The organism is Streptomyces sp. SAS_270 (assembly GCF_052543295.1).
This window is the reverse complement of record NZ_JBMNDS010000067.1, coordinates 25,858-47,120: the sequence shown is the minus strand read 5'-3', so window position 1 is coordinate 47,120 and position 21,263 is coordinate 25,858. Positions and strand designations below refer to the sequence as shown.

At 71.5% G+C, this 21,263-nt stretch carries 17 protein-coding genes; 11 read left to right on the top strand and 6 right to left on the bottom strand.

Features of this window, described 5'->3' with window-relative positions; genetic code table 11:
* The first annotated feature begins 419 nt into the window (after positions 1–419).
* Positions 420–905, top strand: a complete 486-nt coding sequence (locus ACN6LB_RS33635; RefSeq protein WP_445029137.1) for an ATP-binding protein — start codon at positions 420–422, stop codon at positions 903–905.
* Between the two features lie 78 nt (positions 906–983).
* On the opposite strand, the gene ACN6LB_RS33630 is transcribed toward ACN6LB_RS33635, so the two are convergent.
* Positions 984–2,024, bottom strand: coding sequence for a DUF2637 domain-containing protein (locus ACN6LB_RS33630; RefSeq protein ID WP_356136604.1), 1,041 nt, complete (start codon positions 2,022–2,024; stop codon positions 984–986).
* A gap of 326 nt (positions 2,025–2,350) precedes the next feature.
* Entirely contained in the window at positions 2,351–3,238 is an 888-nt protein-coding gene (locus tag ACN6LB_RS33625; RefSeq protein WP_445029136.1) for a (2Fe-2S)-binding protein, read from the bottom strand.
* Between the two features lie 156 nt (positions 3,239–3,394).
* Here ACN6LB_RS33625 and ACN6LB_RS33620 point away from each other — a divergent pair, with 156 nt between their 5' ends.
* Together ACN6LB_RS33620 and ACN6LB_RS33615 are read left to right on the top strand one after the other, a co-directional pair.
* Positions 3,395–4,279 (top strand): GntR family transcriptional regulator, encoded by an 885-nt coding sequence (locus ACN6LB_RS33620; RefSeq protein WP_445029135.1) that lies wholly within the window; start codon positions 3,395–3,397, stop codon positions 4,277–4,279.
* Positions 4,280–4,438: 159 nt separating this feature from the next.
* Positions 4,439–4,720, top strand: a complete 282-nt coding sequence (locus ACN6LB_RS33615; RefSeq protein WP_445029134.1) for a hypothetical protein — start codon at positions 4,439–4,441, stop codon at positions 4,718–4,720.
* Between the two features lie 16 nt (positions 4,721–4,736).
* On the opposite strand, the gene ACN6LB_RS33610 is transcribed toward ACN6LB_RS33615, so the two are convergent.
* Together ACN6LB_RS33610 and ACN6LB_RS33605 are read right to left on the bottom strand one after the other, a co-directional pair.
* Positions 4,737–5,516 carry a hypothetical protein gene (locus tag ACN6LB_RS33610; protein ID WP_445029133.1) on the bottom strand — a complete coding sequence of 260 codons (780 nt, stop codon included), beginning with the start codon at positions 5,514–5,516 and terminating at the stop codon, positions 4,737–4,739.
* A 164-nt stretch (positions 5,517–5,680) separates the two neighbouring features.
* Complete coding sequence (locus ACN6LB_RS33605; protein WP_445029132.1) at positions 5,681–7,351, bottom strand: PucR family transcriptional regulator; 1,671 nt, start codon at positions 7,349–7,351, stop codon at positions 5,681–5,683.
* A 422-nt stretch (positions 7,352–7,773) separates the two neighbouring features.
* Between ACN6LB_RS33605 and ACN6LB_RS33600 the strand changes: the two genes are divergently transcribed.
* From ACN6LB_RS33600 to ACN6LB_RS33580, 5 genes are all read left to right on the top strand, one after another.
* The gene (locus ACN6LB_RS33600) at positions 7,774–8,664 is read left to right on the top strand and encodes an FAD binding domain-containing protein (RefSeq protein WP_445029131.1); all 891 of its coding nucleotides are present in this window, start codon (positions 7,774–7,776) and stop codon (positions 8,662–8,664) included.
* Positions 8,664–9,248: a (2Fe-2S)-binding protein gene (locus ACN6LB_RS33595; protein WP_356136590.1), complete on the top strand. Its 585-nt coding sequence runs from the start codon at positions 8,664–8,666 to the stop codon at positions 9,246–9,248. Before ACN6LB_RS33600 ends, ACN6LB_RS33595 begins: the two co-directional genes overlap by 1 nt.
* Positions 9,249–9,250: 2 nt before the next feature.
* Positions 9,251–11,638 (top strand): xanthine dehydrogenase family protein molybdopterin-binding subunit, encoded by a 2,388-nt coding sequence (locus ACN6LB_RS33590; protein ID WP_445029130.1) that lies wholly within the window; start codon positions 9,251–9,253, stop codon positions 11,636–11,638.
* A gap of 222 nt (positions 11,639–11,860) precedes the next feature.
* Positions 11,861–13,318, top strand: a complete 1,458-nt coding sequence (locus tag ACN6LB_RS33585; RefSeq protein ID WP_445029129.1) for an NCS2 family permease — start codon at positions 11,861–11,863, stop codon at positions 13,316–13,318.
* 44 nt (positions 13,319–13,362) lie between these two features.
* Positions 13,363–14,511 (top strand): XdhC family protein, encoded by a 1,149-nt coding sequence (locus ACN6LB_RS33580; RefSeq protein WP_445029128.1) that lies wholly within the window; start codon positions 13,363–13,365, stop codon positions 14,509–14,511.
* A gap of 105 nt (positions 14,512–14,616) precedes the next feature.
* On the opposite strand, the gene ACN6LB_RS33575 is transcribed toward ACN6LB_RS33580, so the two are convergent.
* Complete coding sequence (locus tag ACN6LB_RS33575; RefSeq protein WP_445029127.1) at positions 14,617–17,385, bottom strand: P-loop NTPase; 2,769 nt, start codon at positions 17,383–17,385, stop codon at positions 14,617–14,619.
* Positions 17,386–17,542: 157 nt separating this feature from the next.
* Between ACN6LB_RS33575 and ACN6LB_RS33570 the strand changes: the two genes are divergently transcribed.
* On the top strand, positions 17,543–18,193 hold the full coding sequence (locus ACN6LB_RS33570; protein WP_445029126.1) for a hypothetical protein: 651 nt from the start codon (positions 17,543–17,545) through the stop codon (positions 18,191–18,193).
* Between the two features lie 173 nt (positions 18,194–18,366).
* Here ACN6LB_RS33570 and ACN6LB_RS33565 read toward each other — a convergent pair whose 3' ends face one another.
* Positions 18,367–18,807 carry an SRPBCC family protein gene (locus ACN6LB_RS33565; RefSeq protein WP_445029125.1) on the bottom strand — a complete coding sequence of 147 codons (441 nt, stop codon included), beginning with the start codon at positions 18,805–18,807 and terminating at the stop codon, positions 18,367–18,369.
* A 127-nt stretch (positions 18,808–18,934) separates the two neighbouring features.
* On the opposite strand from ACN6LB_RS33565, the gene ACN6LB_RS33560 reads away from it, so the two are divergent.
* Complete coding sequence (locus ACN6LB_RS33560) at positions 18,935–19,942, top strand: DUF2278 family protein (protein WP_445029124.1); 1,008 nt, start codon at positions 18,935–18,937, stop codon at positions 19,940–19,942.
* Positions 19,943–20,026: 84 nt separating this feature from the next.
* Positions 20,027–21,244, top strand: coding sequence for a cytochrome P450 (locus tag ACN6LB_RS33555; protein ID WP_445029123.1), 1,218 nt, complete (start codon positions 20,027–20,029; stop codon positions 21,242–21,244).
* Positions 21,245–21,263 lie beyond the last annotated feature (19 nt).

Sequence of the window (21,263 nt, the reverse complement as noted above, 5' to 3'; positions counted from 1 at the left end):
TTCCGCGGTCCCCGGCCGCTTCGTCAACGCGCCCCGCTCACCAGGGCGTTCCCCCGGCCTGCGCAGGTCGTGAGCCGCCGGTGCGGGGCGGGAGCACGTGCCCGCCGTCGCCGGCCCTCCGCAGGCAGGGCACCGACCCTGCCCATCGCCCTGAGTGCGCGGGCGGACGGGCCGCCGCGACGCGCGCTCCGGGCGCCCCCAGTGGTGATCGGCCGTCGTGGCGCGGCCGATCAGCGGTTGCTCCGGAGTTCGCGGCGGCGGGGTCCAGGGGGCGCTTCCGGGTGCCGACACGGCGCATCCGCGGGCGTACGGCCGGTGGTTGACGATTCGACATGACTGTCACGTTCTGGACGGGGCATGGATTCCCGTGAACGTGTTCGAGCAGGAGGGAATCCGACATCGGCGTGCAGGCGGGGGTCATGAAGAGGCAGGTGCGAGGGGGCGGTCCCGCGACCATCGGGACGTCCTCGGCGAAGACGACAGTGGAGGACGTGTCCGACGGCGCGAAGCAGCAGCCGGGCGCGGCGCAGCTCAAGCGCAAACTTGGCAGGGCGGACCTGCGGGCGGTGCCCGAGGCCCGTAGGGCACTGAGGGATTTGTTACGGCACTGGGGGAGGCCGGGAAGGTCCGAGATAGCCGAGCTGCTGACCAGCGAGCTCGTCACCAACGCACTCATACACACCGACCACGACGCCGTCCTGACGGCCACCGTCTCACCGCGTGGACTGCGCGTGGAGGTACGGGACTTCGTGGGACGCAGGCCCAGACTGCGGGTACCGGACGCCGACGACGGTACACACGGCAGAGGACTCGTCCTCGTCCAGTCCCTGGCGGACGCCTGGGGCGTACGGGCGCACGGGGTGGGCAAAGCGGTGTGGTTCGAACTGGATGGGGGCGCCGCCTGATCTCACAGGCAGCGCCCCCATCCAGTGTGTGCGGTCCGCGTCCCGGGCTCCGGCTCGGGCGTGGACTCGATCTCGGCCTCAGCCGAACTGCTGCTCCAGGTCCTTGAGCTTGCGCTCCAGGGAGTCCAGACGCGGCAGGGCCATCGTGTCGTCCTCGGCGGTGAGGTCGACGGTGATGGGGTCAGTGCTCTTGCGGACGGGCTGCAGGGAGGGCCGGGAACGCACGGGCAGTTGCTCCGGCGCCGATATGGCGGACTCCGCGGTCGCCGTGGCGGGGGCCCGCTCCACGGTCGTCGTGGTCTCGCCCTGACGGCCGCGGCCCACGATGCCGCGGTGACCGCGGCTGATCGCCTTCAGATGCGCGCGCTCGACCCGCTCCTGCTCGCGACGGCGCAGTCGGGTCTGCTCCTTCTGGCGCCGGTCCTCGCGGACCTCGTCCACGGCCTCGTCCAGGGTGCGCACGTTCTCCAGGAGCATCAGCGACCAGGCGCTGTACGTCTCGCGGGGAGCGCGCAGCCAGCGGACGATCCGGATCTGCGGCAGCGGGCGCGGGACCAGGCCCTGCTCACGCAGCGCCGCACGGCGGGTCTGCTTGAGGGCGCGGTCGAAGAGCACCGCGGCCGACAGTGACATTCCGGAGAAGAACTGCGGTGCGCCCGCGTGGTCGACGCCACGGGGAGCGTGCACCCAGTTGAACCAGGCCGCGGCACCGGCGAACGTCCACACGAGTATCCGGGAGCCGAGCGCCGCGTCACCGTGGCTCGCCTCGCGCACCGCGAGGACGGAGCAGAACATGGCCGCGCCGTCGAGGCCGAACGGAACCAGGTATTCCCAGCCGCCGGTGAGGCCGAGGTTCTGCTCACCGAAGCCGACGAGGCCGTGGAAGGAGAGCGCCGCGGCGACGGCCGCACAGCAGAACAGCAGGACGTAGGAGGCGGTGCCGTAGACGGCCTCCTTGCGTCTGCGGCGCTCCTCGCTGCGCTCCCACGAGTCGTCGCTGCTCGACGTGGTCTCCCCGGACCGCTTGCCACGCGCGAGCACCGCCACCGCCGCCAGCATGCCCAGGAGCAAAACGGCGCCCGGAAGCAGCCAGTTCAGCGATATGTCGGTCAGTCTCATCAGGGGTCCCTTGCATTGGGATAGGGCGTAACGCCCGCCATAGTGGCCCAATCCCGATGTCCCTCAGGGGGTTTCGGGGCAAGAGGCCGCCAAGGGAGTGCAAGGGCATGCGCAGGGCGGCGTTCTGCTCGAACTGCCGCGCGAGGGACGGGAGTTGAGTGCGAATAAGATTACCCGTACGGATGGTTCTACGGAAAGTTCCTGCGCCGAGTGAGGAAATTGTGAATCGCCTGTAACCGCGACGTGCCCCGGTTCGAGTTGATCTTAGAGGGTGCGGCCGGCCCCCGACACCTCGGGGTGGGTCTTCGGTCGCGACGGAGCGGGCCTCAACCAGCCGGGGTGGCCGTCAACTTGGCGACGCGGTCGGCGTCGCAGGTGCGCGGACACGTGGTGCAGGTGTCGTCGGGACGCAACGTGTAGAAGAGACAGCAGCTCACCCGGTCGCGAGTGGGCAGGGACTCGCCGTTCGGTCCGGTGAGTTCGCGGAAGGCGGCGGAGCCCGCGTACGGCTGCGTCGCACCCGGCAGCAGGCGCTCCAGCTCGTCGGTCGCGCGCCGCTCCTCGCCGAGGAGGTGGGCGACGTACCAGAGCCCCTCGACGACCTCGTCGGTCGCCATGCCCCACAGGGCCCGGCCGCGTCGCCGCATCCGCGGGCCGAAGCCGCCGAGGACCGGCTCCAGGTGCTCGGCCACGGCCGCCCGCACCTCGGCCCGCAGCGCCTCCTCGTCCGGGACGACGCGGGCACCGGGCAGGCCGGCCGCCGGATCGTCCGGCAGACACGCGAACGCCCCGGTCCGCACCGCCATGCGGCCGAGGGTGCGCTGGAAGGTGACGTTCTGAACGGGGAAGCGCGGCACGCGGCGCAGCAGGAACCACGGGACCGTGATCAGCAGGCAGGCCGGCCACGCGTACCGGTGGAGCCCGAAACTGGCGACGACGTCGGGGCGGGCCCGCTGTCCGTACTCCCGCAGGACCTGGGCCTCGTCCCACGCGAGGAACCCGTCGAGGTCGGCGCCGCCCTCCGCGAGCCCGGCGGCGCAGACCCAGCCACCGCCCAGGGGTGCCGCCTCCTCATGTCCCAGTTCCGTGACGCCCAGGCCCGGGAACACCTCGGTCAGCCGGGCGTACGCGTCCGCGACAGCCGAGCGGGGCGGGCGCTCGGGGCGGGTGTCGGTGCTGGTCGGGGCGCCTGTGGCGAGGGTGGGGAGGGGCATGCAGGGACCACCGCTTCACGATCGTTTGCAGGTAAGGCTTACCTTACCCGAAGCGATTACGGTTTGAACTGGGGCCTGCTGCGCCTATGGTGCTTGACGGACGAGTAACAATCGACGCAATGACCCCAAGTACCACCAAGCCCGGAGGAGGATCCCGTGGAGCAGGCCGGTCCGCGCAGCGTGCACGGCTCCGTCGGGACGGGGGTTCCGGACATGCGTACCGGGGCCGTTCGGGTTCCGCAGCAGCTCGGCGCCGCGGACGTGGACCGGGAGCGTGGGACGGCCGCTCGCGGTGGTGCGGGTGCGCAGATGCGTTCCGGGGACGGTGCCGGTACCGGAGCCGGTGGCGAGGCCCGTGGCGAGCACACGCACAGTGAGGTGCCGATCCCGGGACCGCGGTTCACGGGGGAGCGTCCCGTCATCCAGCGGGCCTCGGTCCGCGGCCAGATCCTCGACGCCCTGCGGACCGCGCTGGTCACCGGAGAGCTCGCGCCCGGCGAGGTGTACTCGGCGCCCGTGCTCGCCGAACGGTTCGGGGTGTCCGCGACGCCCGTGCGCGAGGCCATGCAGCAGCTCGCACTGGAGGGCGCCGTCGAGGTAGCGCCGAACCGAGGGTTCCGGATCGTCGAGCGCGGAGCGCGTGAGCTGGCCGAGCTCGCCGAGATCCGCGCCCTGATCGAGGTCCCCGTCATGCTGCGCCTCGCCCGCACGGTGTCCGCCGCGTGCTGGGCGGAGCTGCGGCCGCTCGCCGAGGCGACGGTGCGGGCCGCGTCCTCGGGCTGCCGCGCCACGTACGCCGAGTCCGACCGTGCCTTCCACCACGCGCTCCTCGCCCTCGCGGGCAACACCCAGCTGGTCCGGATGGCGGACGACCTGCACCGCCGCGCCCAGTGGCCCCTGGTGGGCGCCCCCGCCTCCCGCGGCCGCGCGGACCTGATCGCCGACGCCGCCGAACACACGGCCCTGCTCGAGGCCCTGATCGCGCAGGACCTGCCGGTCGTCCGGTCCCTCGTCGGGGAGCACTTCGCGGGGGCGTGCTGAGGGAGGCCTCGCCGGGCGCCGGTATGTCCGCTTCCCGTAGCCCATGTCACAGCTGCGTACAGGACGTGCGACATGCCCCGTTCCCGGGAACCCGGCCCCGCCTCCTGGCGTGCTCACCGGTACGCGGCGAGAGCCGGAGTGAAAGCGGGGGAGAATCCGATGCCCGACTCGTCCTGGCAGGCGATGCAGCAAGCTCAGCAGGCCCAGCAGATCCATCAGCAGCATGTGCGCACCCACCGCGCGATGCACGACACGGCCCGCGCGCACACCAGGCACCCGGGGGCGCCGCGCACGCACTACCCGGCTCCGGTGTACTACACGGGCCGGAGCGGCAGTCTGCGCAGCTTCCTCGGGTTCCTGGCCCTCGTGGCCGTCGGGTTCTTCCTGGCCCGTGACCCCGAACTCCGTGCCACCGCACTGGAGTTCATGCGCGACCTGTAGGCGGGTCCCACCCGCCTCAGGGCTGAACCGTGGCCGGCGGCGGCGTCAACTGCCGTGCCAGCCACGTCGGTACGCCGCCCAGGAGCCGGAACAGGCGTCCCGCCTCGGCCCGCAGCCGGGACGCCTCGGGCTCGGCCTCCGCGTCGGCCAATGAGGCCAGCGCCGGGGCCGTACCCACGAGGTAGCCCAACTCCTCGCGGATGCGCAGGGATTCGCTGAAGCCGTGCCGGGCCTCGGCCAACTCGCCGTCGCGCAGGGCGAGTCCGGCGAGGTGGCGCCAGGTGAAGGAGAGCAGCAGGGGGTCGTCGTGGGCGGTGGCCCCGGCGTGCGCGCGCCGGTAGGCGGCGCGGGCGCCCTGCGGGGAGCGCGTGAGGTTCTCGGCGAGCAGCCCGCGCCGGAAGTCGAGCAGAGCCCGCCCGGGCGCGCCCGGAGCGATCAGCGCGGCGGCCCGGCCCAGCGCGGTCTGCGCCTCGTCGGCCCGGTCGCGCACGGCGAGCAGCGTGGCCGCGTAGGCGAGCTGTCCGCGCTCGCAGGCCGCGGCGCCCCGCTCGTCGTCGCTCTGGGCCAGCGCCTCCGCCGTACGCAACGCGTCCTCGGCCTCGGCCCAGCCCTGCTCGGTGTACAGGCAACGCTCGACGAGGAGCGACGCTCTTTGCAGCGCGGCCGCCGCGGTGTGCGGTGGCAGCAGGGCGGCCGCGTCGGCCCAGCAGGCACGCGAGCGCAGCCGCCATACCGCGGTCTGGAGTGGATCGTCCCCTGCAGTCGTTCCGGCACCAGACATGGCGGTATGCGCCACGTTGCCCTCCCCGAGCACGCCATTGAGCTGTTGAGTGGTGGCGGCATCTCAGCACGAATTCCGGCGCCGGGCCAAGAGGGTGGGTGAAAGATTTCACAAAGTCGTGGGACAAGTGGCGGGCCGACGGCGGCACTTCGTGCCGTTCGCCGCAGGCCCGCGTGACCTCAACTCATCCGCAACGCCAGGAAGAAATCCAGCTTGTCCTCCAGTCGGGAGAGGTCCCGGCTCGTCAACTGCTCGATACGGCCCACTCGGTAGCGCAGCGTGTTGACGTGCAGGTGCAGACGGGCGGCGCAGCGTGTCCACGAGCCGTCGCAGTCCAGGAACGCCTCCAGGGTGGGGATCAGCTCGGCGCGGTGGCGTCGGTCGTAGTCCCGCAGCGGGTCCAGGAGACGGGCCGTGAAGGCGCGGCGCACGTCGTCCGGGACGAACGGGAGCAGCAGGACGTGCGAGGCCAGCTCCTGGTGCCCGGCGGCGCAGACCCGGCCGGGGCGGGCGGCGGCCACCCGGCGGGCGTGCCGTGCCTCCTCCAGGGCGCCGCGCAGGCCCTCCGCCGAGTGCACCGCGGCGCTGACGCCGAGGGTGACCCGGCCGTCGTCGAGGCCGGCCGACAGCGGGTCCCGGACGGCCTCCAGCAGCGTGTCGGCGAGGACTCCGGACTCGGAGCCGTCGTGCTCGGTCGACACCGCCGGAAGAGGGACGAGCGCGATCGCCTCGTCACCCGTGTGGGCCACCGCTATGCGGTCGGAGGGCTCGGGGCCGACCGTCAGCGGGTCGACCAGGATCTCCTCCAGCAGCGACTGGGCCACCGGACCGCCCTCGATCGCGCCGCCCTCCCACTCCACCCGGGCCACCACGACCTGCCAGTGCGGCGCCGCCCCGAGCCCGGGCAGCAGCACCGGCGCCGCGACCCTCAGCCGCGCCGCGATCTCCGCGGGCGCCGCGCCGGTCTGCACCAGTTCCAGGACTTCCTGCGCGAGCCGCCGCCGCACCGTGCGGGCCGCGTCCCGCCGGTCCCGCTCGACCGCGATCAGCTGGGTGACGCCCTGCAGCAGGTCCAGACGCTCCGCGGGCCAGTCCCCGGCGTCCGCCTCCACGGCCAGCAGCCAGTCGGACAGCACGCTCTCCCGTACGTCGCGGGCGGCGCCCGCGGAGCGGCCGGCGGAGCGGATCGGGAAGAGTGAGTACGTCGCCGAGCCCACCGCCACCCGGTGCGGCCCGCGCCGCCCGGTGCGCACCGCCGCCAGATGCTCGGCGGCGAGCTTGGCGCACACATCGGCGGGCAGCGCCTGCCCGGCGAGTTTCGAGCCCGCGATGGGCCGTCCGGTGGGCGAGAGCACCCAGGCCCGCAGATCCAGGTCGGAGCCGAGCAGGTCCAGGACCACGTCCGGGCCGCCGCCGGCCGGGCCCGAGGTCATCATCCGGCGGTGCCGGTCCACCACGGCGGCCAGGTCCCCGGCACGCTCGCCCGAGACCTGCCGTACGACGTACTCGGTGATGGTCGCGAAGGCCACCGACTCGTTCACGGCGAACAGCGGCAGCCGGTGGCGCGCACAGGCGAGCACCAGGTCGTCGGGGACGTCGCCGAGCTCGGCCTCACCGGCGGCGAGACCCGCGACGCCGGCGCCCGCGAGGATCCGCACGAAGGGCTCGGAGTCCGCCGCGTCGTGCCGCCAGGCGAGGCCTGTGAGGACCAGCTCGCCACCCGAGAGGTAGCGGCTGGGGTCCTTGAGGTCGGTGGTCATCACACCGCGCACGGTGCGGTCCAGCTCGTCCTCGCCGCCGAGCAGCCGCAGCCCCAGCGCGTCGGTCTCCAGCAGTGCGCGCAGCCGCATGTCTCGTCGCCGCCGATCTTGTCTCGAAATCTACGATGGATCTGAAGGTGTCAGAAGGTGAGCATCCGGCGAGCGGCTGCCCGGGTTCCGGAATGCGGTACCGCGAAGGCGCGAGGACCGTGGTCCCGACCCCTCCGAGGCTGTGTCCTGGGCTTTTGAGAGCCAGGCCTTCCGCTCCCGGGACTGTGTCCGGCGTTTCCAGAGAAAAACGAGGAGGTTACTGATGACCTCCGTTCATACGAATCTACAAGATGACCACCCTGGCCAGCCAACTCCTTCATGGTTTCGGTGACTGACCCCGGTGGAGCACGGCCCTGTGTACTGGCGTCAATCCGCGTGAACAGCACATGAACGAGCCCAGCCCGCCGCACACGATCTGGCTCAAACAGAACGACCCACGATTACGAAGAAGAGAGCCACTCATGGACTTCCTTCGCCCCGCCAGCTGGGAGGAGGCGCTCGCCGCCAAGGCCGAGCACCCCACCGCTGTGCCGATTGCGGGTGGCACCGATGTGATGGTCGAGATCAACTTCGACCACCGCCGGCCCGAGTACCTCCTGGACCTGAACCGCATCGGCGAGCTGAGCGAGTGGGAGGTCGGCGGGGAGAGCGTCCGGCTCGGCGCCTCCGTGCCGTACGCCAGGATCATGGAGAACCTGCGCGGCGAGCTGCCCGGCCTGGCCCTGGCCTCGCACACCGTGGCCTCCCCGCAGATCCGCAACCGTGGCGGCGTCGGCGGCAACCTCGGCACCGCCTCCCCGGCCGGTGACGCCCACCCCGCCCTCCTCGCCGCGGGCGCCGAGGTCGAGGCCGAGTCCGTACGAGGCACCCGGCTGATCCCGATCGACGCGTTCTACACCGGCGTGAAGCGCAACGCGCTCGCCCCGGACGAGCTCATCAGGGCCGTGCACATCAAGAAGGCGGACGGCCCGCAGCAGTACTCCAAGGTCGGCACGCGCAACGCGATGGTCATCGCCGTCTGCGCCTTCGGTCTGGCGCTGCACCCCGAGACCCGTACGGTCCGCACCGGCATCGGCTCGGCCGCGCCGACCCCGGTCCGCGCCCAGTCCGCCGAGGAGTTCCTGAACGCGGCGCTCGACGAGGGCGGCTTCTGGGACAACGGCAAGATCATCACCCCGTCGGTCGCCAAGCAGTTCGCGGACCTCTGCTCCGCCGCCTGCAACCCTATCGACGACGTCCGGGGCACGGCGAGCTACCGCCGCCACGCGGTCGGCATCATGGCCCGCCGCACCCTGGCCTGGGCGTGGGAGTCCTACCGCGGCAGCGCCGCCCGCACGGAGGGAGTCGCGTAATGCGCGTCAATTTCACGGTCAACGGCCGTCCGCAGGAAGCCGACGACGTGTGGGAGGGCGAGTCCCTGCTGTACGTGCTGCGCGAGCGGATGGGCCTGCCCGGCTCCAAGAACGCCTGCGAGCAGGGCGAGTGCGGCTCCTGCACGGTCCGCCTCGACGGCGTGCCGGTGTGCTCGTGTCTGGTGGCGGCCGGTCAGGTCGAGGGCCGCGAGGTCGTCACCGTCGAGGGCCTCGCCGACTTCGCCAAGCAGCGCGCGGAGCACGGCGGTTGCGCCTCCGGCGCCTGCGGCACCTCGCTCCAGGACGCCCGGCAGTGGGAGTCGAAACCGCAGGACTCCCACACCGGTGAGGGCACCGAACTCGCCCCCATCCAGCAGGCGTTCATCGACGCCGGCGCCGTGCAGTGCGGCTTCTGCACCCCCGGGCTGCTGGTCGCAGCCGACGAGATGCTGGAGAACAACCCGAACCCGACCGACGCGGACATCCGCGAGGCGCTCTCGGGCAACCTGTGCCGCTGCACCGGCTACGAGAAGATCATGGACGCGGTCCGCCTCGCGGCCGCCCGGCAGTCTGAGGCGGTCTGACCATGGGTACGACTGGTACGCCCACCAACATCACGCAGGGCTCCAAGACGAAGGGCGGCATCGGCGAGTCCACGCTCCGCCCGGACGGCACGCTCAAGGTCACCGGCGAGTTCGCGTACTCGTCCGACATGTGGCACGAGGACATGCTCTGGGGCCAGATCCTGCGCTCCCCGGTCGCGCACGCCGAGATCGTGTCGATCGACACCGGCGAGGCCCTCGCCACGCCAGGCGTCTACGCCGTCATGACGTACGACGACCTGCCGACCGACGTGAAGAACTACGGCCTGGAGATCCAGGACACCCCGGTCCTCGCGCACGGCAAGGTCCGCCACCACGGCGAGCCCGTCGCGATCGTCGCCGCCGACCACCCGGAGACCGCGCGCCGCGCCGCCGCCAAGATCAAGGTGGAGTACCGGGAGCTGCCGGTCATCACGGACGAGGCGTCCGCGACCGCCCCCGACGCGATCCTGGTCCACGAAGGCCGCGACGACCACCACATCGGTCATGTCCCGCACCCGAACATCGTGCACCGCCAGCCGATCGTCCGCGGCAACGTCGAGGAGGCCGCCAAGAAGGCCGACTTCGTCGTCAGGGGCGAGTACACCTTCGGCATGCAGGACCAGGCCTTCCTCGGCCCGGAGTCCGGTCTCGCCGTACCCGCCGAGGACGGCGGCGTCGAGCTCTACATCGCCACCCAGTGGCTGCACTCCGACCTCAAGCAGATCGCCCCGGTCCTCGGCCTGCCCGAGGACAAGGTCCGTATGACGCTCTCCGGCGTCGGCGGCGCCTTCGGCGGCCGCGAGGACCTGTCGATGCAGATCCACGCCTGTCTGCTGGCACTCCGTACCAACAAGCCGGTCAAGATCGTCTACAACCGCTTCGAGTCCTTCTTCGGACACGTCCACCGCCACCCCGCGAAGCTCCAGTACGAGCACGGGGCCACCAAGGACGGCAAGCTCACCCACCTCAAGGCCAGGATCGTCCTGGACGGCGGCGCGTACGCGTCGGCCTCCCCGGCGGTCGTCGGCAACGCGTCCTCGCTGGGCGCGGGTCCCTACGTCATCGACGACGTCGACATCGAGGCCGTCGCCCTCTACACCAACAACCCGCCCTGCGGCGCCATGCGCGGCTTCGGCGCGGTGCAGGCGTGCTTCGCCTACGAGGCGCAGATGGACAAGCTCGCCGACAAGGTGGGCATGGACCGGGTCGCCTTCCGTCAGCTCAACGCGATGGAGCAGGGCACGATCATGCCCACCGGGCAGGCCGTCGACTCGCCGGCCCCGGTCGCCGAACTCCTGCGCCGCGTCAAGGCGATGCCGATGCCGCCCGAGCAGCAGTGGCTCGCGGCAGGCGAGGCGGCCGACGTACGGCAGCTGCCGGGCGGCCTGTCCAACACCACGCACGGCGAAGGCGTCGTACGGGGTGTGGGCTACGCGGTCGGCATCAAGAACGTCGGCTTCTCCGAGGGCTTCGACGACTACTCCACCGCCAAGGTCCGCATGGAGGTCGTCGGCGGTGAGCCCGTCGCCACCGTGCACACCGCGATGGCGGAGGTCGGCCAGGGCGGCGTCACCGTCCACGCGCAGATCGCCCGCACCGAGCTGGGCGTCACCCAGGTGACCATCCACCCGGCCGACACGCAGGTGGGCAGCGCCGGTTCGACATCCGCCTCGCGTCAGACGTACGTCACCGGTGGCGCCGTCAAGAACTCCTGCGAGCTGGTGCGCGAGAAGGTCCTGGAGATCGGCCGCCGCAAGTTCGGTACGTACCACCCGGCCTGGGCGACGGCCGAACTCCTCCTGGAGGGCGGCAAGGTCGTCACCGACGGCGGTGAGGTCCTCGCGGACCTGGCCGACGTACTGGAGGACGAGTCCGTCGAGGTCGAGGCCGAGTGGCGGCACCGTCCCACGGAGCCCTTCGACCTGCGCACCGGACAGGGCTTCGGCCACGTCCAGTACACCTTCGCCGCGCACCGCGCCGTCGTCGAGGTCGACACCGAGCTCGGCCTGGTCAAGGTCATCGAGCTGGCCTGCGCCCAGGACGTCGGCAAGGCCCTCAACCCACTGTCCGTCGTCGGCCAGATCCAGGGCGGCACCCTCCAGGGCATGGGCATCGCGGTCATGGAGGAGATCGTCGTCGATCCCAAGACCGCGAAGGTCAGGAACCCCTCCTTCACGGACTACCTGCTCCCCACGATTCTCGACACGCCGACCATCCCCGTCGACGTGCTCGAACTCGCCGACGACCACGCCCCCTACGGGCTCCGTGGCATCGGCGAGGCCCCGACCCTGTCGTCCACCCCGGCCGTCCTCGCGGCGATCCGGAACGCGACCGGTCTGGAGCTCAACCGCACGCCGGTACGTCCCGAGCACCTCACGGGCAAGGCGTAAGGCTCTCCGGGCGGCGCAGGGAACGTCACACTTCGCCGCGCCGCCCGGAGTACTCGAGTACCGCACCGCTCGCGGGACTTGACGCACCACCTCAGCAACACCCGAGTACCACCCTGTGTTCGTATCGGGCCGTCCCCCGGTCGTGCAGCCGAAGCACCTTCCCAAATCCCGCCGCCGTCAGGGCGACGCGGGTGCCCCTGTGAACCTTGGGAGTCAGGCATCATGACCCAGCAGTCACTGGAGCCGGAGACCGTCGCGGACGACGCGGGCGCGGGTAGCCGCGTCCCCGCCGGACGGTCCTGGCTCGACCGGTACTTTCACATATCCCAGAGAGGCAGCTCGGTCGCGCGTGAGGTGCGCGGCGGCGTCACCACCTTCATGGCGATGGCGTACATCCTGCTGCTCAACCCGCTGATCCTGTCCGGCAAGGACGTGGCGGGACACACGCTCGGCCAGCAGCCGCTCATCACCGCCACCGCGTTCGCGGCGGCCTTCAGCACGCTTCTGATGGGCTTCTTCGGCAAGGTGCCGCTCGCCCTGGCCGCCGGACTCTCCGTCTCCGGTGTGCTCTCCTCGCAGGTAGCCCCGCAGATGACCTGGCCGCAGGCCATGGGCATGTGCGTGATCTACGGCGTGGTCATCATGCTCCTGGTCGTCACCGGCCTGCGCGAGATGATCATGAACGCGATCCCGCTGGCACTCAAGCACGCGATCACCATGGGCATCGGCCTGTTCGTCGCACTGATCGGCTTCTACAAGGCCGGCTTCGTGCACCAGGGCAAGGCGACCCCGGTCACCCTCGGCCCCGGCGGTGAACTCGCCGGCTGGCCGGTCCTGCTCTTCGCGGCGACCCTGCTCCTCATCTTCATGCTCCAGGCCCGGGGCATCCCCGGCGCCATCCTGATCGGCATCGTCTCGGGCACGGTCCTCGCCGTGATCCTCAACGCCCTCGACGTCATCGCCCCCACGCAGTGGGCGAGCGGCGCTCCCGAACTGCACGGCAGCGCGGTCTCGATGCCGGACTTCTCGCTCTTCGGCGACGTCGAGTTCGGCGGCTGGGGCGACGTCGGCGCGATGACGGTCGGCATGATCGTCTTCACGCTGGTGCTCGCCGGGTTCTTCGACGCGATGGCCACCATCATCGGCGTCGGCACCGAGGCCAAGCTCGCCGACGCTCAGGGCCGCATGCCGGGCCTGTCCAAGGCGCTGTTCATCGACGGCGCGGGCGGAGCGGTCGGCGGGGTGGCCGGCGCGTCCGGCCAGACGGTGTTCGTCGAGTCCGCGACGGGCGTCGGCGAGGGCGCCCGAACCGGCCTCTCGTCCGTGGTCACCGGACTGTTCTTCGCGGCCTGCCTCTTCTTCACACCGCTGACGGCGATCGTGCCCGGCGAGGTCGCGGCGGCCGCCCTGGTGGTCATCGGCGCCATGATGATGATGAACGCCCGCCATGTGGACTGGGCCGATCGCGCCACCGCGATCCCGGTGTTCCTGACTGTCGTGATCATGCCGTTCACGTACTCCATCACCGCGGGCGTCGCGGCCGGAGTCCTGTCGTACGCCGCCATCAAGGTCGCCCAGGGCAAGGCCCGGGAGATCGGGGCGTTCATGTGGGGGCTGACGGTGATCTTCCTCGTCTTCTTCGCCCTCAACCCGATCGAGAGCTGGATGGGCGTCCACTGACGTCCAAGTACCCTCCACACAACCCCTGTTAAGGAGACCGAGACATGCTGGACATCGCCGAGGAGCTGCACCGGTGGGTCGAGCAGGGACGTGACTTCGCCGTGGCCACCGTGGTGGCCGTCGGCGGCAGCGCGCCCCGCCTGCCGGGCGCCGCCCTCGCGGTGGACGCCGACGGCACGGCGATCGGCTCGGTCTCCGGCGGTTGCGTGGAGGGAGCGGTCTACGAACTGTGCACGCAGGCGCTGGCGGACGGCGAGACCGTCCTGGAGCGCTTCGGATACAGCGACGAGGACGCCTTCGCCGTGGGACTGACCTGCGGCGGCAACATCGACATATTGGTGACCCCGGTCCGGGCGTCCGACCCGGGGCGTGAGGTGATCGCGGACGCGCTGGCCGTCGCTGCTGTTGGGGCAGCGGCGGCGGTCGCGCGGATCGTGTCCGGGCCCGCCGATCTGCTGGGCCGCGCACTGCTCGTCCGTCCCGACGGGTCCTACGAGGGCTCATTCGGCGCCCATCCCGAGCTCGACCGGACCGTGGTCGGGGAGGCGGGCGCCTTCCTGGACGCCGGCCGCACCGGCACCGTGGAGATAGGAGAGCAGGGCTCTCGGTGCGGAGCACCGCTCACCGTGCTCGTCGAGTCGTCGGTCCCGCCGCCCCGGATGATCGTCTTCGGCGCGATCGACTTCGCCTCCGCGCTGGTGCGCATCGGCAAGTTCCTGAACTACCACGTGACGGTCTGCGACGCCCGCCCGGTCTTCGCCACCGCCGCCCGCTTCCCCGACGCCGACGAGATCGTCGTCGAGTGGCCGCACCAGTACCTGGAGGGCACCCGGGTCGACGCCCGGACGGTACTGTGCGTCCTGACCCACGACGCGAAATTCGACATCCCGCTGCTCCGGCTCGCGCTCAGGCTGCCGGTGGCCTACGTCGGCGCGATGGGCTCGCGCCGCACCCACCTGGACCGCAACGAGCGGCTGCGCGAAGTCGGTGTCACCGAGCTGGAGTTGGCCCGCCTCAGGTCGCCGATCGGCCTCGACCTCGGCGCACGTACGCCCGAGGAGACGGCCCTGTCCATCGCCTCGGAGATCGTCGCCAACCGGCGGGGCGGCAGCGGCGTCTCCCTCACCGGCGCGCACACGCCGATCCACCACGACGTGACGGCGCAGCCGGCCAGGATCGGCTCGGTGGCATGACGCAGCGGCGGCCCGGTGGCATGACGCGGCGGCTCGCCGGCATGACTCAGGGGCGGGGAAAGGCCTGACCGCACGGCACCTCGCCCCGAGGTGCGCAGGCGTGGGTCACAGGAGCCCCTTGCGGGGGAGCACCGACCGCTTTCCCTTGCCCAACAGGGGAGCGAGGGAGGGATCGGCCGTCGGCACCAGCGCGTCCACCGCCGCCTGCACCGCCGCCCAGGCATCGGCGCCCTCAAGGGGCGGTGAGGCCGTCTGCGTCGCGAGGTACTGGCGGTGCCGGTTCAGATGGCCCGTCCTTCGCGCGGTGAGCCGGCGCGCCGACACCAGCCCCACGACACCGCGCAGCGCGTCGAGCAGGACGGGGTCGGACGTCTCCTTGTGCAGTTCGGCCAGTCCCACCCCCATCCCCAACAGCCGTACGACCACGTCCTGTTCGTGCTCCGACAGTGGCAGGGTGACGCCGCAGAGCAGGATGTTGGAGGCGTACTGTCTGGCCTGTCCGGCGGCGGCGCCCCACGCCGGGAAGAACTTGATCTCCGACTCGCGGTCCGTCATGGACGCCAGTTCACGGCAGGTGCGGGCGGCGACGACCAGCGCGTCGTCGATACGGTCCGCGCGGCGCAGCACGGTGATCTGAGCCGTGCGGAAGCTGAGCCGCCGGGGTGAGGCGGTCACCGCGGCCTCGGCGGCCGCCACGGACTCCTGTGTGAAGCGCTTCTCGTTCGGCGCGGACAGGCGCAGCGACAGGTACGCGGCCGCGTGGAGGTCGTCGTCGAACGTGCCGGTCTCCTGGGCGATCTCCACGGCGGCGGTGACCAACTTCCGGACGACCGCGGCGAGTTCCCCCGGGTCCTGCTCCTTGCTGATGTCGAGGGCGGCATCCGCGATGGAGGGGTGGCGGACCCACAGCGCGGGGCCATGGCCGGACGCAGCCGCCTCCTTGCCCAGCGGGTCGGTGATCTCCCACTCGACGGCGTCCGGCGACTTCAGCCCCACGGCCCGGGCGAGGACTCGCCGGGACAGCGGGGGCGCCTTGAACCTGGCGCGCAGACAGGCGGTGTGGAGTATGGCGATCATCAGAAAGCACTCGCGCAGCGAGCAGTTCCCGACCGGGGTGTACGCCTTGAGCCGCTGGAGCAGCGTGCCCACATGGGCGCGCAGCAGCGGTCCGTAGCGCAGTTGGAGCATGGCGCCCACCAGCGCGCTGTCCCGTTGCCCGTAGGACGCCGCGGCCAGCTCGACCAGCCGCCCCGCGCGCTCGTCCGGCGGCGTCCCCTCGAGTTCGCCCAGGGCGCCCAGCTGCTCCCAGGCGGTGACGAGGGTCTGTCCGTCCGGTTCCGTGAGGCCGGTGCCGGAGAGGGTTTCCAGGGTCGGGCGCAGCCGTCCTGCGGCGCCCTGGTCGCGCCACTCGCGCTCCTGCGCGGTCAGCAGCACATGGACGTCCGTGCGGCCCCGGGCCGTGCACGCCAGGCTGAGCCGCTGCAGATCGTCGACGACGAGGGCCCCGTCGTCGCTCACCAGCAGGATGTGGTGATCCGGACGCTGCGGCAGCGCCAGGACCGCGTCGGGATCGATCGCGGACCCGGGCTCCCGCCAGTAGACCGTGATGTCGTCGCGGGACCGCAGCAGGTCGACCGTCGCCTGGCGCAGCGTGATGCTCTTCCCCTCGCCCATGGGGGCCACCGCGGCCACGATCCGCTTGTCGAGCACGCCGTCGAGGCAGTCGCGCACCCGGCCGGTCAACTCCTCGACCAGGGCGAGGCGGGGCACCCGGGAGTCGAGGGCCGTGCGCCAGCCCGGCTCCGCGCCGTCGAAGAACCCGATCACGTCGTTCTCGTCGTGCGGGGCGCGCGCCTCCTTGTCGAGGAAGGCGTTGTCCAGGTGCCGCCAGCCCTTCAGGCCGGGCTGGGGGAGGGCGGCCAGGTATTCGCCGAGCAGGCGTGGGAACACCTTGTTGGCGTCGATGACGTCGTAGAAGTACGTCCTCGGCAGCGAGTGCAGCTCCTGGAAGAGCCCGGCGGAGAAGTCGTCTGCGGTGAGCTTCGGAAACGAGCACCAGATCAGGTCGCTGCCCTGGGTGTTCTGTTCGAGCACGCGCTCGCGCAGCGACCGGGAGAAGGCGTCGTCCCACCCGCTGTAGCCGACCACCACCACGGTGTGCCCCTGGAGCGATTCCCGGAGGCTGCCGTGCAGTTGTGGCCGCTTCTTCTGCAGCTGAGTTGCGGTGTGCAGGGTGTCGCCCCAGCACCAGTACCCGTGCACATGCGCGATGTTGACCTGGTCCTTGTGGTGGGGACGCATCAACTTGCCGTCGAGGTCGAAGTACTGGAAGTTCGGCCGGCCTCCGGCCTTGGCGACGGCGATCTCCAGCAGCGGGTCGAAGTTCGTCGTGATCACCGGCCCCCGGCGCTCGGCGGGCAGATGGCGCAGCAGCCGGCCCAGCGCCTCCACGCCCGGGGTGAGCTTCCACAGGTCGGTTTGGTCTTCGAGGGCGATGAGTTCCGCGGGGTCGTTGCGCCGGTAGAGGCTCGTCCTCGCGGCAGTGCTCTTTCCGGTGCAGGCGCGCAGCACGGCCTGCCGGATGACCTTGTTCAGTTCGTCCTGTCCGAGGTTGAACTCCACGAAGTCCGCGGCCTGTTGGTACCTTTCGCCGGCCGTGGCGCCGACGACCTTCCGATCGAACCGGTCGCGCGCCGCCGCGTCGTCGACCAGTTTGCGCATGTTCTCCACGATCTTGCCGACGCCGTCGACCGCCCCGAAGCTGATGCCGGAGCCGGTGATGAAGGCGACGGGCTTGTCTCCCTTGATCAGCAGCGTCTTCAGGCGGGTGACGAGATCGTCCTCGTCGCCGGTGCTCACCTCGTCGATCGCCACTGAACCATCTCCAGAATGTGTCGCGCCGCCCCAGTCTCATGAGTCTAGTGGTCACCCCGGCATCCCAGTTGGCGCCCGAACTTGCAGGTGCACCGGTGGAGAGGCAGGGTGGGGCGCCGGGGCGTCGGCATGACAAGAACTCATCGGGGGCGGGAAGTTGAGCGGGGCGACGGAGGAACAGGCCGCGGTCCAGGGCGGCGACGGCGGCACGGCGAACGGGCGTTGTCTGTCGCCGGTGGCCACTGCCGTACTGGGTGTCTTTCTCCTGGTCGACCTGGTGTTCGTATGCGGAGCTCTCGTGAGTCTGTGGCCGGTGATGCTCGGCCTGGTCCAGCCCGGCACGGACGGGGGCGCGGGCGCCGGGGCGTCATCCTGGTCGCCCTTCGGGCTCGGGGGGTGGTCGCTCACCGCCGACACCGCGATGCTGCTCGCGGTGATCCTCTGCAGCGGCCTGGGCAGCTTCGTCCACGCGGCCACGTCGTTCGCGACCTATGTGGGCAACAGGCGGCTCTACGCGAGCTGGCTGTGGTGGTACCTGCTCAGGGCCGGTATCGGTGTGGCGCTGGCCCTGCTGGTGTACTTCCTGCTGCGCGGCGGCCTGTTCGCCGGCAGCTCGGGCGCCGGGGCGACCAATCCGTACGGCTTCTGCGGCATCGCGGGCCTGTGCGGCCTCTTCTCGAAGCAGGCGACGGACAAGCTGCGCGAGGTCTGCGACACGATTCTCAGCACCAGGGGCGACGGCGACCGCGAGCGCGGCGACAAACTGGCGGTCGCCGCGAACGGGGATCCCGACCCGGGCAGACCGTGATCCCCGGGTGGCTCCCCTCCTGCGCCGGCCGTCGCGGTCACGGCGGCGTCCAGGGCGAGTCGCGAGCCAGGCGGGCGCCGATGCCGAAGTCAGGGCCGATGCCGATGCCGACCTCAAACCGATGCCGGTGCCGATGCCGACGTCACGGTCGATGCCGAAGTCGACGCCGAAGGTCAGCCCGCTCGCAGCAACCCCTCCGCCGCGCGCCCGAACATCCGCCGCGCCGTCCAGGCCAGCGGCCGGTCGAGGAACCCCGGCAGCCGGCGCACCAGCAGCTCCTCCCGCCACACCACGCGCGAGCCGCCGCCGTCCGACGGATGGACCTCGATCTCGGCCCAGCCGGTGACGAACGTGCCGCGCTTGGCCAGGCGGCACCGGCCCGGCGCGCCGTCCTCGGGCGGCTGCCATACGACGACCTCCATCGGGTCGTCGAACGCCACCGGACCGACCCCGGACCGCGCCACGAACACCGTGCCCACCCGGGTCGGCGGAGGCGTGACCACGCTGACACGGGTCAGCGGGACGACGTCGGCATGGCGTGGCCAGGCCGTGAGCCGCCGCCAGCTCTCGGCGGGGGGAAGCGGAGACGTGCGTTCCAGCAGGAAGAGGGCCACGGGGTGATCGTAGGCGGGCGAGAGGGACGTAAATTTTCGACCGGACCAGCCGGTATGTGGCGGCCGGGGCCCTAACATGCCCGCATGGGGTGGGCAACGTGCCCGCCTCCAGGGGGAGTTGGTCGTCATGCCGCTGAAGGCGTACGGCGTTTTGATCACACGGGCAGTCGACACCCGACGAGAGGGTTCCGCCGACACCCCGCACTACCAGATCCACCTGACGGACGATCAGGGAGTCCACTACCGCGCGGCGGTCAACGTGCAGTCGCAGGAGCGGCCCTCGGAGCTGCTCTATCTGGTCGACGACGACTTCAGGCACCCCGTCACCGCCGCCCTGGAGGGCCTGGCGTCCGGCTGGAACGGGCTGCCGTCGGGGCCCTCCGGACCGAACCTCGACTTCGTCCGCGGGAACCTCTTCGACCCGGCGAAAATGCGCTCCCTGCCGCCGGACGTGGACGGTCCCGACAACGACCTGGCCGACCTCCTCGACCACTACGTGCGCCGCGCGGTCGCCGACCCGGACGCCCGGACGTACGTGTTCGGTGAGCGCTTCGGGCCCGAACCGGCCGTCCGCGACAAGGTCTTCGGCTTCCTGCCGGGCAACGGCGTCCACGACATCCATATGAACCAGGGCAACAGCCGCCGCTTCGAGGACGACGACGGGGTGTGGCAGGACGGCGGACTGCTGATCCACTTCCCCGCCCAGTCTCGCTGGGTCGGCGTCTTCCTCGCCTTCCAGAGCCAGGCCTGGCACACGGACGACGCCACCGGTCACACCCTCGACCCCGGCCACCCCCGCCCCGAGGCCGGCGGCGGGCCGGTCCGTGTCGTCGCCGCCCTGGTCAACCCGCCGGGACCGGCCCCGGAATCCGAGACCGTCACGCTCATCAACGCCTCGCCCGACCCGGTCGACCTCACGGGCTGGCAGGTAGCCGACCGGCTCGGCCACGGCTGCGCGGTGCCCGCCGGTCCGCTCGCCGCCGGCGCCGCTCTCGTCGTCCCGCTCACGGACGGTGTCCAACTGGGCAACCACGGCGGCCGGATCACCCTGCTGGGTGCGGACGGCCTCAAGGTGCACGGCGTCTCCTACACCGCCGAGCAGGCCGCGCGAGAAGGCTGGACCCTGGTGTTCTGAGCACGGCGCGTCCCTGTCACCGGCGCGACGCCTTACCGCACGATGTCCCGCGACCGCACACCTCTGCCCGGAGGACGACTGTCTGTGAACCGTCAACTGCACAGCGGGCTCGACGAGTTGCAGCGCGATCCCTACCCGCACTACGCACGGGCGCGGCAGTCCGAGGGGCTCGTCCACGTCCCCGAGCTGGACGCCTGGCTCGTCGCGCGGGACGAGGACGTCCGCGAAGTGCTGCGCAGGCCCGACGACTTCTCCTCGGCGGGCGCGCTGCGGCCGGACGTCGTGCCCTCGCCCGCCGCACTGGCCGTGCTGGGCGGGGGTTTCGGCGGCCGGCCCGTCGTCGTCACCGCGGACGGCGTGCTCCACCAGCGGCTGCGCGCCCCGATCGTGCGCGGCCTGTCGCCCGCCCGGGTCGCGGCCGTCCTCCCGTACGTCGCCGAGCGTGCCGCCTCGCTCGTGGACGCCTTCGCCGAGGACCGGCACGTCGAGCTGATGTCGGCGTACGCGCGACGCCTGCCCGGCGACGTCATCGGCAGGATCGTCGGGCTCGACCCCGAAGAGGTACCTGCCGTCGTCCATGGCGGGTACCGCGCGGAGGAGTTGCTGTTCCGCCCCCTCGAAGAGGACGAGCAAGTGGCCGCCGCTCAGGACGTCGTGGCGATGCAGCATCTCCTGGACGCCTGCGTACGGCGGCGGCAGGGCGAGCGGCGCGAGGATCTCGCGGGCGAGCTGATCACCTCCCTCGCCCCGGGTGACGGGGACCTGACGCTGGATCAGCGGCACGAACTCGTCGCGCATCTGCAGAACCTGCTGATCGCCGGCCATCTGACCACCGCCGCCCTCATCGGCACCACGGTGCTCCACCTCCTGAGCCACCGGGAGCAGTGGGAGCTGCTGTGCGCGGAACCCGACCGCATTCCGGCGGCCGTCGAGGAGGCCCTCCGCTACGACACCGCGCTCCAGGGCTTCCGGCGCGTCACCACCCGCACGGTCACCCTGGCGGGCAAGGAACTCCCGCCGGAGTCAAGCATGTTCGTCGCCTTCGGTGCCGCGGGGCGGGATGCCGCCCGGCACCCGCTACCCGACACCTTCGACATCACCCGCGCCCCGGCCCGCCATCTGGCGTTCGGCCTGGGTGTGCACAGCTGCCCCGGATCGCAGCTGGCCCGCGAGCAACTCCGCATCACGCTGGAGCTGTTGACGCGCCGCCTGCCCGGACTGCGACTCGCCGGGGACCACCCGGTGACCATGCGCCCCACCCTGATCCACCGCTCCCCGCACCGCCTGCACCTCGTCCCGTGATCGAACCCTGTGATCGAAC

Coding starts and splice junctions, on each gene's coding strand:
- ACN6LB_RS33635 (WP_445029137.1), top strand. CDS start 420: ATGAAGAGGCAGGTGCGAGGGGGCGGTCCCGCGACCATCGGGACGTCC.
- ACN6LB_RS33630 (WP_356136604.1), bottom strand. CDS start 2,024: ATGAGACTGACCGACATATCGCTGAACTGGCTGCTTCCGGGCGCCGTT.
- ACN6LB_RS33625 (WP_445029136.1), bottom strand. CDS start 3,238: ATGCCCCTCCCCACCCTCGCCACAGGCGCCCCGACCAGCACCGACACC.
- ACN6LB_RS33615 (WP_445029134.1), top strand. CDS start 4,439: ATGCCCGACTCGTCCTGGCAGGCGATGCAGCAAGCTCAGCAGGCCCAG.
- ACN6LB_RS33605 (WP_445029132.1), bottom strand. CDS start 7,351: ATGCGGCTGCGCGCACTGCTGGAGACCGACGCGCTGGGGCTGCGGCTG.
- ACN6LB_RS33600 (WP_445029131.1), top strand. CDS start 7,774: ATGGACTTCCTTCGCCCCGCCAGCTGGGAGGAGGCGCTCGCCGCCAAG.
- ACN6LB_RS33595 (WP_356136590.1), top strand. CDS start 8,664: ATGCGCGTCAATTTCACGGTCAACGGCCGTCCGCAGGAAGCCGACGAC.
- ACN6LB_RS33590 (WP_445029130.1), top strand. CDS start 9,251: ATGGGTACGACTGGTACGCCCACCAACATCACGCAGGGCTCCAAGACG.
- ACN6LB_RS33585 (WP_445029129.1), top strand. CDS start 11,861: ATGACCCAGCAGTCACTGGAGCCGGAGACCGTCGCGGACGACGCGGGC.
- ACN6LB_RS33580 (WP_445029128.1), top strand. CDS start 13,363: ATGCTGGACATCGCCGAGGAGCTGCACCGGTGGGTCGAGCAGGGACGT.
- ACN6LB_RS33560 (WP_445029124.1), top strand. CDS start 18,935: ATGCCGCTGAAGGCGTACGGCGTTTTGATCACACGGGCAGTCGACACC.